Origin of the sequence: Caballeronia sp. ATUFL_F1_KS39 (genome assembly GCF_023630985.1) — a bacterium.
Lineage (GTDB): Bacteria > Pseudomonadota > Gammaproteobacteria > Burkholderiales > Burkholderiaceae > Caballeronia > Caballeronia zhejiangensis.
Genome location: NZ_JALQDZ010000050.1, coordinates 62,037 through 78,416, shown reverse-complemented (window position 1 = coordinate 78,416; position 16,380 = coordinate 62,037). Strand labels below are relative to the sequence as shown.

Below are 16,380 nucleotides of genomic sequence, written 5' to 3'. Positions count from 1 at the left end.
GCGACGGCAATGCGGGCGTCGCGCCAAATCTCCACGCCTGCTTTCTTCGTGACAAAAACTTCGTTCCGTCGGAGCGGCGGCACCGATAGAGTGCCAGCCTCGCCATCGTGCCGCCGCCCGGCGACGCACACCGGCGCAACGAACAAGGAACTCACCAATGAAAATCAGGACCTGGGGCGCGGTGCTCGCTGCACTGCTGGCAGTGGCTTCGAATGCCGCGCATGCGGACAAGCTCGACGACATCAGGAAAGCCGGCGTGCTGCGCGTCGCGGCGTTCGACAGCAATCCGCCGTTCGGCTTCGTCGATCCGAAGGACAATCAGATCGTCGGTCTCGATGTCGACTATGCGCGCGCGGTGGCGAAGAGCCTGGGCGTCAAGCTGGAAGTGCAGCCGACCAATCCGGCCAACCGCATCGCGTTTCTGAAGTCGGGCAAGGTCGATCTCGTCTTCGCCAACTTCACGATCACCGACGAGCGCAAAAAGGAAGTCGATTTCAGCACGCCGTACTTCGCATCGGGCACGCAGTTCATCGCGAAGAAGGGCGTGCTGAAATCGCCCGATCAGATCAACAGCCTGCGCATCGGCGCGGACAAGGGAACGACGAACGAACAGCAGGTGCGGGCGAAATTCCCGAACGCGACCATCGTCGCCTATGACGACACGCCGTTCGCTTTCGCCGCGCTGCGCACGGGCAACGTGCAGGCGATCACGCAGGACGGACCGAAGCTGGTTGCGTTGCTCGCGCGCGTGCCGGACAAGGCCAGCTACGAAATTCCGGCCTTCACGATCTCCAACGATTACGAAGGCGTCGGCGTGCCGAAGGGCGAGACGCGCCTGCTCGACGCCGTGAACGGCACGCTCACCAAACTCGAAACGGACGGCGAAGCGACGCGCATCTACGACAAGTGGTTCGGCCCGAAGAGCGCCGCGCCGCTGCCGCGCCTCTTCAAGATCGGCGATCCGCAGAAGAACGGTTGATCGCCGTCGATCATGCATAGCTGGCTCGATCCGAAATATCTCGCGTGGCTGGAGCAGGGCTTCGCCGTCACGCTGATGTTGTCCGCCTGCGCGGCGATCTGCGCGACGCTGCTCGGCTTCGCGCTGGCCGTCGCGCGCACGTCGGGCAATGCGGCGCTCGCACGCGTCGCGGCATCGTATGTCTTCGTCTTTCGCAATTCGCCGCTGCTCGTCCAGTTGCTGTTCTGGTATTTCGGGGCGGCCGCGTTGCTGCCGTCCGAATGGATGACGTGGCTCAACACGCCGCATGCCGCGACGTTCGGGCCGTTCGTTTTGCGTTGGCCGAGTTTCGAGCTGTTCGCGGGCTGGATCGGATTGACCTGCTACACGACGGCGTTCATCGGCGAGGAGTTTCGTGCGGGTATGCGTGGCGTGAGTGCGGCGCAAGAGCAGGCGGCGGCCGCGCTCGGCATGAGCCGCTATGCCGCGCTGCGCTACGTGATCCTGCCGCAGGCGCTGCGCATCGCGACGCCGCCGCTCGCCGGGCAATACATGAACGTGGTGAAGAACTCGTCGCTGACGATGGCGGTAGGCGTCGCGGAGCTTTCGTACATGTCGCGTCAGGTCGATACCGAGTCCTTCAGGACATTTCAGGCATTCGGCACGGCCACGGTGTTCTATGTGCTGACCATCGCGGTCATCGAAGCGGCGCTGGTCGTGTGGCAGCGCACCGGCGTGCGCGCGTTGCGGCGAGTCCACGCATGAACGAGGTCGACTGGTTCGCGTCGCTGCGCTATCTCCTGCTGGGCGCGTTTCCTTCCGGACCGCTCGGCGGCGTTGCGCTGACGCTCGCGCTTTCCATTTCCTCCGCGATTCTTGCGGCGATCATCGGGCTCGCGGGCGGCATCGCGCTTTCGATGACACGCGGCGTCGCGCAGATCCTGCTGACCGCGCTCGTTGCGTTCTTTCGCGCGATTCCCGTGCTGATGCTGATTTTCTGGACCTTCTTTCTGATGCCGATTCTGCTGCACGTCAATGTGCCGGGCCTCGCGACCGTCGTATGCGCGCTCGCGCTGATCGGCGGCGCGTATCTGTCGCATTCGGTCCATGCGGGCATCGTGTCGATCGGCAACGGGCAGTGGCAGGCGGCGATGTCGCTCGGACTCACGCGCTGGCAGGCGCTGCGCGAAGTCGTGCTGCCGCAGGCCGTGCGCGTGATGATGCCGTCGTTCGTCAATCAATGGGTCTCGCTCATCAAGGATACGTCGCTTGCCTATATCGTCGGCGTGCCGGAATTCACGTTCCTCGCCAATCAGCTCAACAACCGGTTGATGGTCTATCCGGCGCAGATCTTCCTGTTCGTCGGCTTCGTCTATCTGATGCTGTGCGGTGCGCTGCAAGCGCTCGCGCACGCACTGCTCTCGCGCCGCTCCGCAGAGCGCAGCCGGGTCCGCACGATGCCTGCAATGCAACGCAGAAAAGCTCGTTTGTGAAACGCGTCGCGCGGGCCTAGATTGATGTCATCGTCATTCGAAGGTAGCGAGTCATGGCGCATATCCTGACGTCTTGCTGGCACATGCTGTCCAACCGTTTCGAACGGTCGCGCGAGCGCCGCTTTCTGCGTGAAGCCAGACGCGCGATGAATGCGTGCGGGTGCGAACCGCCGCGCACTTCTACGCGCGGCGACGGAGAGGCGAGCCGCGCGGAGCGGCTTGAACACATCGCGTTATTCGCGCAGGCGGGCTACTTCAACATGGGCAATGCGGTCGACATGTTTCAGCCGCCGGTCGAACCGCCGCTGTTTCGCTGCGATGCAGGCGGCGCGTCGACCGCTCGCTCCCATCGATGAGCGCGCGCGACGAATTTACCGCTCGCGCATCGCGCGCCCACGCGAGCTGACCCATTACATAGAAAGGACTGCACTGTGGCTGTATTCGACATCGACGACATCGTCCAATCGCTTCAGACAGTCCGCCAGCAGTGGCGCGAAGCCCAGAAGCGCTCGCTCGAACCGGGCGGGCGCGAGCTTCCCGCACGCGAGGCGCTTGGCGACATCATCGGCGCACTGAAAGGCGCGCTCTTTCCGATGCGGCTCGGACCGCCCGACCTGCGACAGGAAAGCGAAAACTTCTACGTCGGCCACGCGCTCGACTTCGCGCTGCAAGGGCTGCTCGTGCAGGCGAAGCTCGAACTGCAATACAAGGCGCGTCATCTGCCGCGCGACGATCACGCCGTCGAAACGCGCGCGAGCGATGCGATACGCGCGTTCGCGAAAACCCTGCCGCGCATTCGCAGTCTGCTCGACAGCGACATCCTCGCGGCCTATCAGGGCGACCCGGCGGCGGGCAGCGTCGATGAAGTGCTGCTCTGCTATCCCGGCATTCTCGTGATGATTCACCATCGCGTCGCGCACGAGCTCTACCGGCTCGGGTTGCCGCTGCTCGCGCGCATCGTCGCCGAACTCGCGCATGGGGAAACGGGCATCGACATTCATCCGGGCGCGCGCATCGGCTCGGGCTTTTTCATCGATCACGGCACGGGCGTGGTGATCGGCGAGACGGCGGTCATCGGCAATCGCGTGCGCGTCTATCAGGCGGTGACGCTCGGAGCGAAACGCTTTCCGCGCGACGCGGAAGGTCATCTGGAGAAGGGCCTCGCGCGTCATCCGATCGTCGAGGACGATGTGGTCATCTATGCGGGCGCGACGATCCTCGGACGCGTGACGCTCGGACGCGGCGCGGTGATCGGCGGCAACGTATGGCTCACGCACGACGTCGCGCCCGGTGCTTCGGTGACGCAGGCGCTTTCGCAAAGCGGTGAGGAAGGCGCGCGTGCGTCCGCAGTGGAGGTTGCGCGGTAAGCACTATGATTCGCGAAGCGCAAGCCTGAATGCAGAAGTTCAAGCGCGCAACGCATGGAAAAGTCAACCGTGCGCCGCGACGCTCACGCCTGACCGAGCACCCCGAGCCAAGCCTGACCGATGACTTCATGCGCCGCATCCGCGTTCGGCGGATGAAACGCGCCCGCGCGCACATCGCGATACAGCCGTTCCAGCTCGCTATGACGCGACAGCGAAGCCGCGCCTGCGATCTTCAGCGCGAGGTTCACCACGCGCAACGCGCCATCGACGGCATGCTGTTTCGCCGCAAGCAAGTGCGCGATCCACGGTTCGCTTTCGCCGTAACCCGTCCACCAGCGCTCGGCCGCGCGCTCGACGAGCGCCTCGATGCTCGCAAGCTCGATGGCCGCCTGCGCGACCGCCTGCTGCGTCAGCGGCTTGTACGCATAAGTCTTGCCGCCGATGGCCGGCGATGCACGCTGCTTCGCCGATTCCACCGCGATGTCGAACGCGCGCTTCGCGATGCCGTAATAGACCGCGCCGAGACCGGGCAGCACCGCGCCGAGAATGCCATCGACGAAAGGATCGTCGGGAATGCCCGCGGGCAGCACGCGGATCACCTTGTCGCGCGGCGCGATGGCGCCTTCGAGCCAGGTATCGTCGCTGCGCGTCGCGCGCAGGCCGAGCGCATCCCAGGTCTGCACCGTGCGATGTCCCGCCGCGTCACGCCGGATGAATGCATGCACGATCTTCGGCGCCTGTGGATCGGAGTCGTCGATGCCATGCACGCCGAGCCAGTCCCATGCGGGCGCGAGCGAGGTGAAGATCTTGCGGCCGTCGAAGCGATAGCCGCCGTCCGGCAACGGCGTCGCCTTCACCGACGACCACGCGAGACCGAGATCGTTGCCCGGCTCGCCATGGCCTGCCGCGAACACCTTGCCCGCGCCCGCTTCCTCGAGAATCCATTGCGCGGACTTGTCGCCGCGCCGATACAGATGCAGCGCCGCGCCGACCCAGTACAGATGCATGTTCAGCGCAAGCGCCGTCGATGGCGCGCGGGCCGCGAGCCGCACCTGCTCGCGCAGCAGTTGCGGCAGCGTGAGGCCGAGTCCGCCGAATTCGATCGGCACCGTGGCGCGCAGGAAACCGGCTTCGTGAAGATCGCGCAGGTCGTCGGAGAAGAAGCGATTCTCGCGGTCATAACCGGCGGCGCGCTGGCCGATCGCATCGAGCAGCGCGTCGGACAGCAGATGCGAGGCATCACCCGGCGCGGGCGACGCGATGACGGGTTCGAGTACGGCGCTCATCGAAACTCTCCTGTGTGCGGATGCGGGATCGGCATTACGCGAGCGCCGAGAAATACTTCTCGTCGGGCACGACGCCGGCCGCGATGAAGATGCGGTTCGTATGGTTGAACCACGACGCGGTCTCGATCGCTTCGAGGATATCGGCGTCGTCGAGGCCGAGCGTGCGCAGGCGGTCGAAGTCCTTACGGGTAATCGCGCGCGGCGATGTCGTGATGGTCTCGGCGATTTCGGCGAGCGCCAGTTGCCGCGCGGACAGATCCGCGAGGTGATAGTCGAGCGCAATGCGCCGGGCCTGCACGCGGTCGCCGAGCGCCTCGCCGAGCGCATGCGCGTGATGGATTGCGCACAGCCCGCAGCCGTTCGTGCGCGACACGATCACCGCGATCAGCTCGCGCTCGTCGAGCGGCAGTCGTCCGCCCGTCGCGCTGAAAAGTTTCTCGAAGTACTGCGTGAAGCGGCGCGCGGTATCGGCATTCAGGGACAGCGCCCGAATCCAGTTGTCGCCGCCGTGCTGCTCGACCAGTTGCCGGAGATCGTCGCTCAGCGCATCGTGCGTCGGAACATCGAGCCGTCCGATGACGTGCGTCTCAGTGCTCAGAACTTCTGCCATGTCACATGCCTCGCCTGGAAGGAGTGAAGAGAAGCTGCGGCTCATTATGCGCAGCGATCTTTCGTGCGATCCAATATCGATTTGCGATTTGCAATTCGGCGAGCGCGATGTGTCCAAACACCGATTAGCTTATGAAAAATCAGTCACACCGCTCGTCGGCGAGTGCGTTAATTTGGATGCCCGAACATAGCGCCAGGAGACTCCATACGATGTCCACTCTTGCACCTTCAGATCCGTTCGCCGATCAGCTGAATTCGGATGCCGATGCAATACGCGAACCGGTTTCCCGTTTCGGCTTGCCCGACGAGGCCCGCTTGCCGCCGCACGTCGCGGCGATCCACGCGAAGTTTCGCCGTCAGTATGGCTTCGTGCCCAACTGGCTTGCGGCGCTTTCCGTCAACCCCGATACCGCGTACCGGCTCGTCACGTTCTACGAGCATCTATTCGATCCGCACCGCAGCCATCTCACGGCAGCCGAGCGCGAGTTGATCGCGGTGGTCACGTCGGCCGTGAACGAATGCAGCTATTGCGTTTTCAATCACACGCAGGCGCTGGCGGCCGTCTCGGGCGATACCGTGCGTGCGCAGCGCATCGCGCAGGGCTTTCGCCATGTGCGCCTGTCCGTGAAGGAGGCGGCGCTCGCGGAGATCGCGGAGCGCCTCACGCGCGAGCCGGGCAGCATTCGCGATGAGCATCTGCAATGGCTGCGCTCGATAGGCTTCACGCAGCAGGCGGTGACCGAAGTGCTGGAGATATCGGCGTTCTTCAACTATGCGAACCGGCTGACCATCGCGTTGAATGTGGTGCCGGACGAACAGTTCTTTGCGGGCCGCGATCCGGCGACACTATGAAGCCGGGGCCTGTTTCCTTCCGAAAACAGGCCCCGCGTCCCGATGATCGGCGATGCTTCGCCGTCGCGTTCAATGCTGCGGCGCGTCTTCCCACGCCGGCAACGTCGCCCCGTGATACACGGAAAGAATCGACGACGCGACATTCGCCTGCTGATAGCTCTCGACCAGTGCCTTGACCCACGGCGCCTGCGCATCTTTCGCGTTCACCGCGATGAAGTTGCGATACGGATTGTTCGTCACCTTTTCCTGCGCGATGCGCTCCTGCGGAATCTGGATGCCCGCCTTGATCGCCCAATCGGTATTGACGACGGCGGCGTCGACATCGCCGATCGCGCGGCCGACGATACCCGCGTCCAGTTCCTTGATCTGCACATGCTTCGGGTTGCTCGCAATGTCACGAGCGGTCGGCAGCAGGCCGACGTTCTCGCGCAGCTTGATGACGCCGTTCGCCTGCAGGAGCAGCAGGGCGCGGCCTTCGTTGCTCGGGTCGTTCGGCACGCCGATCGACGCGTTCTGCGGCAGCGCGTCCACCGACTTCACCTTGCGCGAGTAGAGGCCGATCGGCTGCACATAGGTGAAGCCGACCGGCACGATGTCGTAATGGCGCGCCTGGATCTGCGCATCGAGATAAGGCTTGTGCTGGAACGAGTTGGCGTCGAGATCGTGCTGCGCGAGCGCCTCGTTGGGCTGCGTATAGTCGGAGAAGGTCGTGACCTTGACCGTGATGCCGCGCTTCGCGGCGTTGGCCGCGACGGTGCGCCAGACATCCTCGTCCTCGCCGGACATGATGCCGACCCGCACGGTCTGGTTCGCCGCGAACGACGGCTGCGCGCTCACGACGGCGCACGCGAGCAGGACCGGGAACAGGACAGTCTTGAATGAATGCTTGATCTTCACGAATGGACAGGCAGGCTGGTTGAAAGAAGCCGATGCTAGAGGCGCGGCGCGTGCGCGGCAAATAATATCGGGCGCTATGGATATGTCCCGTCGCATGATTTGCAAATGGTCAGCGCGATCGAGCGTGTTTGCGCGAGTTGGAGTAAGTTGACGCGGTTCGCCACTCCTTCATTCATCGACGCGATGCCACAGTCCCGACAACTCCATCTCGGCGCATTCATGCGTCCGGTGAGCCTGCACACCGGCGCGTGGCGCTATCCCGGCGCGTATCCCGATGCGAACTTCAACTTTCGACATCTGAAGCGGTTCGTTCAGACGCTGGAGAAAGCATGTTTCGATGCGTTCTTCATGGCCGATCATCTTGCCGTGCTGAACATGCCGGTCAACGCGCTCAAGCGCAGCCACACGGCGACATCGTTCGAGCCGTTCACGCTGCTGTCCGCACTCGCTTCGGTGACCGAGCGCATCGGCCTGATCGCTACTGCATCGACGACGTTCGACGAGCCGTATCACATCGCGCGGCGGTTCGCATCGCTCGATCATCTGAGCGAAGGGCGCGCGGGCTGGAATCTCGTCACCACGTCGAACCCGGATGCCGCGCTGAATTTCGGCCGCGACGAACACATGGAGCACGACGAGCGCTATCGGCGCGCGCACGAGTTCTACGATGTCGTTACCGGTCTCTGGGATAGCTGGGCCGACGACGCCTTCGTGCAGGACACGCAACGCGGCCTCTTCTTCGATCCCGCGAAGCTGCACGTGCTCGATCACAAGGGCGAATATCTGTCGGTGCGCGGGCCGCTGAACATCGCGCGGCCGGTGCAGGGCTGGCCGGTCGTGGTGCAGGCGGGATCGTCCGAAGCGGGCAGGCAGCTCGCCGCCGAAACCGCCGATGCCGTCTTCACCGCGCAGCCGAATCTCGCCGCGGGCAAGCGCTTTTATGCCGATGTCAAAGGCCGGATGGAGCGCGCAGGCCGCGCGCGCGAGCATCTGAAGATGCTGCCGGGCGCGTTCGTCGTAGTGGGCGACTCGCGTGACGAAGCGCAGGAAAAGCGCGCATTGCTCGACGCTTTCGTGCATGACGACAGCGGTTTCGCGTCGCTGTCGATCGCGCTCGGCCACGATGTCTCGTCGTTCGATCCGGACGGCCCGTTGCCCGAGATTCCCGAAACCAACGCGAGCAGAAGTGCGCGCGAACGCGTCATCGACATGGCGCGCGCGGAGGGGCTCACCGTGCGGCAACTGGCGCAGCGTGTCGGCGGCTATTCCGGCTTGCAGATGGTCGGCACCGCGACGGATATCGCCGACGAAATGGAACAGTGGCTCGTCGAGGAAGGCAGCGACGGCTTCAACGTGATGTTCCCGTATCTGCCCGCGGGACTGGATGATTTCGTCGCCAAGGTGGTGCCGGAGTTGCAGCGGCGCGGCATTTTCCGTCGCGCTTACGAGGGTTCGACACTGCGTGAGCATCTCGGCTTGCCGAGGCCGGCCAACCGTTTCTTCGCGCGCGGCTGATGCGCGCGGCATCGCGCGGAACGTGCGTCGGGATACTAATCATCGTCATCGTCGAAGCGCACGGATCGACCGTATGCTTTCGACGTCTTGCCTGCCTCAGCGCTGTGCGAGCGCGACTTCGCGAGTCACTGCATGCCACGCATCCGGCCGGTGCGAAGCGAACGCGAGTGCGAAGTTCGACGCCTGCTGTCCGACGGTAAACAACTGCTCGACGACCTTCGGATCGGAACAATGGTCGGCGCTTTCGAAGCGCGTTTCCAGCGTGTTGACGGCGGCGCCGAAGGGCGTCGGCCAGCCGCGCAGCGCATGCACGATCGAGCGCAGCGAGGTCAGCACCGTGCCCGCCGCCTGCCAGCCATAAGCGGTGACGATGCTGCCGACCGCGCGGCCGTCGAGATAAGGGCGCTCGTCGTTGCGCAGTTCTTCGAGTGTGTCGAGCGCGTTCTTCACGAGCCCGGAGATACCGCCGTGATAACCGGGCGTCGCGATGACGAGCGCATCGGCGTCGCGCACGGCTTCGATCAGTTCGCGCTGGGCGTCGGTGAGATCGCGCGTTTCGGGCGCGTAGTGGGGCAGGCTGTGCAGAAATGCGCCGCCGAACAGACGCACGCGAGCGCCGGATTCTTCCGCGCCTTTGAGCGCGAAGCCCAGCGCGCGTTCGGTGGACGATGCAGGGCGCGTAGTGCCGCCGATGCCGACCACGAGCGGCCGGCGAATGGGTTCGATACGGGACAAGATGACAACTCCGGATAAGGCGGAACAGCGCGCAGTGACTATTCAGCGGGCGGCTAAGACTGACCATGATAGTCGCCCGGATCGCCAAGCGGAAAGCACGAATCGAGCTAAGGATATGCGTGTACATGCCCGCGGCGCGGGAAGGCGGCTTATCGTCGGCGCCGATTTAATCAGCACGGGAAGTCATATCGCGTTCGCGCCGCACGGCTTATGCTGGAAGCCCTTTTTTATTTCGATCGCCAGAATCCATGACGCACCGACCCGCACCGACCGATATCGACATTCATCCTTTGCTCGCCGGACGATGGAGTCCGCGCGCCTATGGCGAACAGCCCGTCGCGCACGCCGATGTGCTTGCGCTGCTCGAAGCGGCGCGCTGGGCGCCATCGGCGTATAACGTGCAGCCCTGGCGCTTTCTCGTGTTCGAGAAGACCCGGAACGCTGCCGCATTCGAGGACGCCTTCGCCACGCTGGTTCCGTTCAACCAGACGTGGAACCGGAACGCGCAAGTGCTGATCGCGGTGCTCGCGGATACGCTCAACGCCAAGGGCGAGGTCAATCCGAACGCGAGCTACGATACCGGCGCCGCGGCGCTGGCGCTGCTGCTCGAGGCGCATGCGCGCGGCCTCGCCGCCCATTCGATGAGCGGCTTCGACGCGAAGGCCTTGCGGGACGCGTTCGGCATCGCGGAGCGTTACACGCCGCTCGCCGTGATCTCGGTTGCGCATCATGGCGATGTAGGCGTGCTGTCCGACGCGTTGGCCGAACGGGAGCAAGCGCCGCGCAAGCGGCTGCCGGTGGTCGACATCGCGCAGTTCGGCGGGTGGAAGAACTGAGTAAAGCGGGAGCGCGCCGCGACATGGCGCGCGACTGTGCAGCGCACGGTTTCTCGTCCGGGGTGTAAAGCCCATGTCGATTCGTGTCGATAAAGACTAGTCAAAACGTGCGCCGCGTGCGCGATCCGAAAAATTCATGAAAGATAAGCCAGCCATCCAGCTCGCGCACGGCGATGCGTCGCACAAGTGCACGGGTTGCCGCGTCCCCGATAGCGACGTCATCGATCTGGCCTTCGCGTTCCAGCCTATCGTCGATACGCGCAATGGCGTCGCGTATGCCCATGAGGCGCTAGTGCGCGGCCCGAACGGCGAATCGGCGGGATCGGTGCTCGCGCGGGTCGACGAAGCCAATCGCTACCATTTCGATCAACGCTGCCGCACCGTGGCGATCGAACAGGCCGCGTCGCTCGAGATGAGCGGATTCCTGTCGATCAATTTCATGCCGAACGCGGTTTATCAGCCTGAAGCGTGTATCCGCAGCACGTTCGAGGCGGCCGAGAAATTCAAGTTCGCGACCGATCGCATCATCTTCGAAACCGTAGAGGGCGAGAGCGTCATCAGCCGCTCGCATCTGGTCGAGATATTTCGTGCGTACAGACGCTTCGGCTTTCAGACCGCCATCGACGATTTCGGCGCCGGCTACTCCGGGCTCACGCTGCTCGCCGAATTCCAGCCAGATTTCATCAAACTCGACATGGAACTGGTGCGCGGAATCGACACGGATTCGGTGCGGCAGAGCATCGTGCGGGGCGTGTTGTCCATGTGCGGCGATCTCGGCATCCGCGTGATCGCCGAAGGCATCGAAACCCGTGGCGAGCGGGACTTCTTCTTCGCGCAGGGCGTCACGCTGATGCAGGGATATTTCTTCGCGAAGCCCGCGTTTCGCTCTCTGCCCGCGCCGACCGAAGACTGGACAGTCCAGTCCTGAGCGCGCGAAATTGCCGTTTCAGCCGTGCTTTTCGCAAAGCAAGCTGACTTGGCGACCAAAACTCTTCAAGGCCGAAAAATTGCTAGGAGGTAAAAAACACCACTCAAAGGCCGGTTATGCCAGAGATCGTTCCACTGCCGCTCACGAAGACAGGAATCCCCGAACTCGATGTCGTTCTGCGCGGCGGGCTGCCGACGCATCGGCTGCATCTCGTCGAAGGGGCGCCCGGCACTGGAAAAACCACGATCGGCATGCGCTTCCTCATTGCGGGCGTCGAGAAAGCTGCGAAGTGCCTGTATGTCACCTTTTCGGAGTCGGAGCAGGAGCTTCGAAGCGCGGCAGCCACGCACGGCTGGGACATGTCCGGTATCGATATCTTCGAACTGATACCGGACGAGGCCAACGCATCGCGTCAGCAAACGGTGCTCTTTCCGTCGGAGGTCGAGTTCGACAGGACCATCGAACGGATCATCCGCCGCGTGGAGGAGACAGGCGCCGAGAGGGTCGTCATCGACAGCGTGTCGGAGTTGCACATGCTCGCGCAAAACAAGCTCGCCTACCGGCGGCAGATGCTCGAACTCAAGCGCTTCATGCAGGGAAGGGAGGTCACCGCCATCCTTCTCGACGACCTTCTGAGCGGAGAGGACGGAGAACTTCATAGTTTTGTCCATGGCGTCATCACGCTTCAACTGATCGAGCGCGACTACGGCGCCGCGCGCAGGCGGCTGCGGGTCGCAAAAATGCGCGGCATGAACTTCCAGAGCGGATGGCATGACTACATGCTCGTGCCGGGAGAAGTGCTCGTGTTTCCGAGCCTGATCGCCGACGAACATGCGAGTCTTCCCGGCGGAGCGCCGCTCGAAAGCGGCTTCGCGGACCTCGATCGCATTCTCGGCCACGGACTCGATCGCGGGACGACCACGATGATGATCGGTCCATCGGGTGCGGGAAAATCGTCGATCGCCTTGAGCTATGCGCTGTCGAGCGCGAACAACGGCGAGTTTGCGTCCTACTTCTCGTTCGATGAGACCTACGAGACATTCCTGCGACGCGGCCACAGCCTGGGCCTGAGCGCGGACGAGGCCATGGCGAGCGAGCGATTCTCATGGCGGCGGATGAACCCGTCGCGTCTCTCGCCGGGCGAATTCGTGTGGGCCGTGCGCCGCGATGTCGAAGACCGCAACGCTCGCGTGGTCGTCATCGATAGCATCAATTCGTATCTGAGCACGATGCCGGAAGAGCGTTCGCTCGTCCTGCATCTGCATGAGTTGCTCACCTATCTGAATCGGCGCGGCGTCGTGACGATCATCGTGCTCGCTCAACAGGGCGTGGTCGGCGATGTCCAGAACCCGATCGACCTCAGTTTCCTCAGCGACACCGTGTTGCTTCTGCGCTTTTTCGAAGCCGCGGGCCGTTTGCGGCGCGCACTTTCGGTCATCAAACAGCGAACGGGCCTGCACGACAACGCGATCCACGAATATCAGCTTTCGTCGATTGGCGTGGAAGTCGGGCCACCGCTCGAAACCTTGCGCGGCATTTTCACCGGCGTTCCGACCTACGAAGGCGCCCGCGAAGAATTGATCGGCGAGGGCGACCAACCGGCTGACGCGTCATGATGCGTCACGAAGCGCCGACGACGGTGCAGGTGCTCGCGCCGGTCGGACAGGATGCGCGGATCATCGTCGAGACGCTGCGCGCCGGCGGCATCGATGCGCTCGAAATCGGCACATTGGCCGATATCTGCAAACAGCTTCGGCAAAACGACGGCATGAGCATCGCGGGGCTGCTGTTGACCGAAGAGTCGCTTTCCGAGCTGGCGCCGTCGGGCGATTTTGCCGACTGCCTCGAAAAACAGCCGCCGTGGTCGGACATTCCTATCTGCATTCTGACGGTGCCGGGCGATCGTCCGAGCACGGTGCAACGCTGGCGTCTCTTCGAAGCGCTCGGCAATGTCACGTTGCTCGCACGCCCGTTGACCGCGGAAGTGCTTCAAAGCGTGGCGCGCGGTCTGATTCGCGCGCGCGCACGGCAGCTTCAGACGAAACGGCATCTCGACGAGCTCAAGGACGCCGCGCAGCTTCTGGAACGGCGGGTCGCCGAGCGCACCGAAGAGCTGATGACGGCCGAAGAAACGCTTCGGCAAGCACAAAAGATGGAGGCGATCGGTCAGCTCACGGGCGGCATCGCGCACGACTTCAACAACCTGCTGCAGGTCATCAACACCAACATGGAGTTGACCAAGCTGCGCATGCGCCAGGGCCGTTTCGCCGACATCGAACGCTTCGTCCAAAGCGCGCACGATGCGACGCAGCGAGCCGGCGCGCTGACGCATCGGCTGCTTGCCTTCGCACGCAGACAAACGCTCGACCCCAAGGCGATCTCGCCGAACCGCCTGATCGACGGCATGCTCGATCTGATAAGGCGCACCTTGGGACCGTCCGTCGAAGTGAATGCGCGGCTCGAAGAAACCCTGCACACGACGTTGAGCGACCCGGTGCAACTGGAGAACGCCGTGCTCAACCTGTGCATCAACGCACGCGACGCCATGCCCGCGGGCGGCACGCTGACGATCCGCACGAACAACGTCTCCTTCAAGGGACGCCTTGCGCGCCTGCACGGTTTGAGCGATGGCGATTACGTCGTGATCGCGGTCGCCGACACGGGATACGGCATGGCAGCGGAAATCATCGACAAGGCGTTCGATCCGTTCTTCACCACGAAGCCCTTGGGGCAGGGCACGGGCCTGGGCTTGTCCATGGTGTACGGATTTTCGCGTCAGTCGGGGGGCAAAGTGTCGATCGAGTCGCAGGTCGGCAAGGGCACGACGGTGAGCATCTATCTGCCGCGACTGACGGATTCGACACCGGAAACGGAAGATTTGCCGGCGACGATCGTCCTGCCTGCTGTCGGAAAGCAGCGCACGGTGCTCGTCGTCGATGACGAAGCCGATATTCGCCTGGGCTGCACCGAAGTGCTGAAGGATGCGGGTTTCAATGTCATCGAAGCCAGCGACGGTCCGTCCGGGCTCGACATCCTCAATTCGAACGCGGAGATCGACATCCTGGTCAGCGACATCGGCATGCCGGGCATGAACGGGAAGGAGATGGTGGACCGGGCGCGGTTCAGGCGGCCCGCCTTGCCGGTCCTTTTCATGACGGGATATGCGGAGAAATCGGTGTTCGGCAACGGCAGGGTCGAAGAGGGCGCGCACCTGCTGACGAAGCCGTTTGCGATCGAAGAGCTCGTGCTGAAAATCAACGACATGATCGACGCAGAAGACTGACGCGCTCGACGTCGAACCTGCGAGACGGGAAGTCCGGAGCGTCGTCTTGCCCTGTCATTTCGAGTACACTGCCGACCTGAAGTGGCGGGATCGGAACCGACAGGTACGGAACGGCGGCGGCAAATGGGTAGCGATGCCCGGCTTGCCACCCAACATAATGGATCGACGCAATGGACAAACTCGCGCGGCTACGCAGCGAAGTTCCGGGACTTGACGATATCTGCGACGGCGGACTGATAGCGGGCTCGTCTTATATCGTGCAGGGACGGCCGGGAGCGGGAAAAACCATCCTCGCCAATCAGATTGCCTTTGCGCAAGCCCGTCAGGGACACAAGGTTCTCTACATCACGCTGCTCGCGGAATCGCACGACCGGCTGTTCCAGTCGCTATCGGCGCTGAGTTTCTACGATGCGAGCCGCCTCGGCAAGGATCTGACTTACCTCAGTCTTTTTCGCACGCTTCGCGAGAAGGGATTCGATGCGCTGGTCGCATTGCTGCGCTCCGAGCTCGCGCGCACGCAGGCCAGCATTCTCGTGCTCGACGGATTGCTCAATGCCCGCGAAAGCAGCGAAACCAATCTGGACATCAAGACCTTCGTCGCGGAATTGCAAGGTCATGCTGCGTTCACCGGTTGCACGGTTCTCTTCCTGACCAGTGCCCGGATCGACGAATCCAGTCCCGAACACACGATGGTCGATGGCGTGCTGCACCTCGAGGAGAACCTGTTCGGGTCGCGCACCGTACGGCACATTCGCGTTGCGAAATCGCGCGGCAGCCGTGCGCTGAGCGGCTTGCATCTCTATGAAATTTCGGAGCGCGGCATCGCCGTATTCCCTCGCCTCGAAGCCGCTCTCGCTCGACCGTCCACGCAAGAGACCGTCGGGTTGACGAAGGTCGCCACGGGTACGGGCGGGCTCGACGAACGGCTCGGCGGCGGTTTGCCTGCCGCCTCGATGTCCGTCGTGGTGGGGCCAGCCGGCAGCGGCAAGACGACCTTCGGAATCGGCTATCTCAACTGCGCGACCGTCGAGCGGCCTGCCGTGCATTTCGGTTTCTATGAAACGCCGGAGCGGCTGTACGCGAAAGCGAAGGCACTGGGTCTCGATCTGCAAACGCTCGTCGAAAAGAAGGCGCTGTGCATGTTGTGGCGCCCGCTCACCGAAAATCTTCTCGACAAGCTCGCCTACGAGCTGCTCGACGCGGTTCGCACGACGCGCGCAGAACGTCTGTTCATCGACGGCCTCGCCGGTTTCGAACGCGCGACCGTCGATCCGCATCGCATGGTCGAATTCTTCGCCGCGTTGAGCAACGAGCTGCGCGCGATCGGCGTGACGACGGTGTGCACCTGGGAAACGAAGGAGCTGTCGGGGCCGTGGCGCACCAATCCATCGCCGGAAATCCTGTCGCAGATCGACAATGTGATCGAGATGCGCCATCAGGCGGCGGGTGGTCCTTTGCGACGCAGCATCACGGTGCTCAAGGTGCGCGACAGCCTCTTCGATACATCGACCGCGGAAGTGCAGATTTCCGGACTCGGCGATGGGCTGCACGTCACGGGAACGATGTCCACGGCGCGAGGCGCAATGGGCGACGACGCGAGCGGACGATAGCCAGGCTGCGC

General features: G+C 63.5%; 15 protein-coding genes. 11 read left to right on the top strand and 4 right to left on the bottom strand.

Annotated elements, in window-relative coordinates; translation table 11 throughout:
* The first annotated feature begins 157 nt into the window (after positions 1-157).
* The 4 genes from NCR93_RS25700 to epsC all read left to right on the top strand — a co-directional run bounded on the left by NCR93_RS25700 (position 158) and on the right by epsC (position 3,818).
* A complete protein-coding gene (locus tag NCR93_RS25700; RefSeq protein WP_175981603.1) occupies positions 158-979 on the top strand; it encodes an ABC transporter substrate-binding protein in 822 nt (273 codons plus the stop codon).
* Positions 980-991: 12 nt separating this feature from the next.
* Positions 992-1,723 carry an amino acid ABC transporter permease gene (locus NCR93_RS25695; protein ID WP_008346762.1) on the top strand — a complete coding sequence of 244 codons (732 nt, stop codon included), beginning with the start codon at positions 992-994 and terminating at the stop codon, positions 1,721-1,723.
* Positions 1,720-2,451, top strand: coding sequence for an amino acid ABC transporter permease (locus NCR93_RS25690; protein WP_008346760.1), 732 nt, complete (start codon positions 1,720-1,722; stop codon positions 2,449-2,451). Before NCR93_RS25695 ends, NCR93_RS25690 begins: the two co-directional genes overlap by 4 nt.
* A 431-nt stretch (positions 2,452-2,882) precedes the next feature.
* Positions 2,883-3,818, top strand: coding sequence for a serine O-acetyltransferase EpsC (gene epsC / locus NCR93_RS25685; protein WP_008346756.1), 936 nt, complete (start codon positions 2,883-2,885; stop codon positions 3,816-3,818).
* An 83-nt stretch (positions 3,819-3,901) separates the two neighbouring features.
* On the opposite strand, the gene NCR93_RS25680 is transcribed toward epsC, so the two are convergent.
* Positions 3,902-5,104, bottom strand: a complete 1,203-nt coding sequence (locus NCR93_RS25680) for an acyl-CoA dehydrogenase family protein (protein WP_008346754.1) — start codon at positions 5,102-5,104, stop codon at positions 3,902-3,904.
* Positions 5,105-5,138: 34 nt separating this feature from the next.
* On the bottom strand, positions 5,139-5,714 hold the full coding sequence (locus NCR93_RS25675; RefSeq protein ID WP_008346752.1) for a peroxidase-related enzyme: 576 nt from the start codon (positions 5,712-5,714) through the stop codon (positions 5,139-5,141).
* Positions 5,715-5,923: 209 nt separating this feature from the next.
* Here NCR93_RS25675 and NCR93_RS25670 point away from each other — a divergent pair, with 209 nt between their 5' ends.
* Entirely contained in the window at positions 5,924-6,565 is a 642-nt protein-coding gene (locus NCR93_RS25670) for a peroxidase-related enzyme (protein ID WP_175981605.1), read from the top strand.
* A 69-nt stretch (positions 6,566-6,634) separates the two neighbouring features.
* On the opposite strand, the gene NCR93_RS25665 is transcribed toward NCR93_RS25670, so the two are convergent.
* Positions 6,635-7,462, bottom strand: a complete 828-nt coding sequence (locus NCR93_RS25665) for a MetQ/NlpA family lipoprotein (RefSeq protein WP_008346747.1) — start codon at positions 7,460-7,462, stop codon at positions 6,635-6,637.
* A 183-nt stretch (positions 7,463-7,645) separates the two neighbouring features.
* Here NCR93_RS25665 and NCR93_RS25660 point away from each other — a divergent pair, with 183 nt between their 5' ends.
* Positions 7,646-8,977 carry an LLM class flavin-dependent oxidoreductase gene (locus NCR93_RS25660; RefSeq protein ID WP_250532301.1) on the top strand — a complete coding sequence of 444 codons (1,332 nt, stop codon included), beginning with the start codon at positions 7,646-7,648 and terminating at the stop codon, positions 8,975-8,977.
* A 96-nt stretch (positions 8,978-9,073) separates the two neighbouring features.
* Here NCR93_RS25660 and NCR93_RS25655 read toward each other — a convergent pair whose 3' ends face one another.
* Positions 9,074-9,712, bottom strand: a complete 639-nt coding sequence (locus tag NCR93_RS25655; RefSeq protein WP_033535800.1) for an NADPH-dependent FMN reductase — start codon at positions 9,710-9,712, stop codon at positions 9,074-9,076.
* A gap of 248 nt (positions 9,713-9,960) precedes the next feature.
* On the opposite strand from NCR93_RS25655, the gene NCR93_RS25650 reads away from it, so the two are divergent.
* The 5 genes from NCR93_RS25650 (at position 9,961) to NCR93_RS25630 (ending at position 16,369) form a co-directional block, all read left to right on the top strand.
* Complete coding sequence (locus tag NCR93_RS25650) at positions 9,961-10,548, top strand: nitroreductase family protein (protein ID WP_008346743.1); 588 nt, start codon at positions 9,961-9,963, stop codon at positions 10,546-10,548.
* 136 nt (positions 10,549-10,684) lie between these two features.
* Positions 10,685-11,476, top strand: a complete 792-nt coding sequence (locus NCR93_RS25645; protein ID WP_008346742.1) for an EAL domain-containing protein — start codon at positions 10,685-10,687, stop codon at positions 11,474-11,476.
* Between the two features lie 116 nt (positions 11,477-11,592).
* The gene (locus NCR93_RS25640; RefSeq protein WP_008346739.1) at positions 11,593-13,092 is read left to right on the top strand and encodes an ATPase domain-containing protein; all 1,500 of its coding nucleotides are present in this window, start codon (positions 11,593-11,595) and stop codon (positions 13,090-13,092) included.
* A complete protein-coding gene (locus NCR93_RS25635) occupies positions 13,089-14,759 on the top strand; it encodes an ATP-binding protein (RefSeq protein ID WP_175981609.1) in 1,671 nt (556 codons plus the stop codon). The genes NCR93_RS25640 and NCR93_RS25635 overlap by 4 nt, the downstream gene beginning before the upstream one ends.
* 170 nt (positions 14,760-14,929) lie before the next feature.
* Positions 14,930-16,369, top strand: coding sequence for an ATPase domain-containing protein (locus tag NCR93_RS25630; protein WP_175981611.1), 1,440 nt, complete (start codon positions 14,930-14,932; stop codon positions 16,367-16,369).
* The last annotated feature ends 11 nt before the right edge of the window (positions 16,370-16,380 follow it).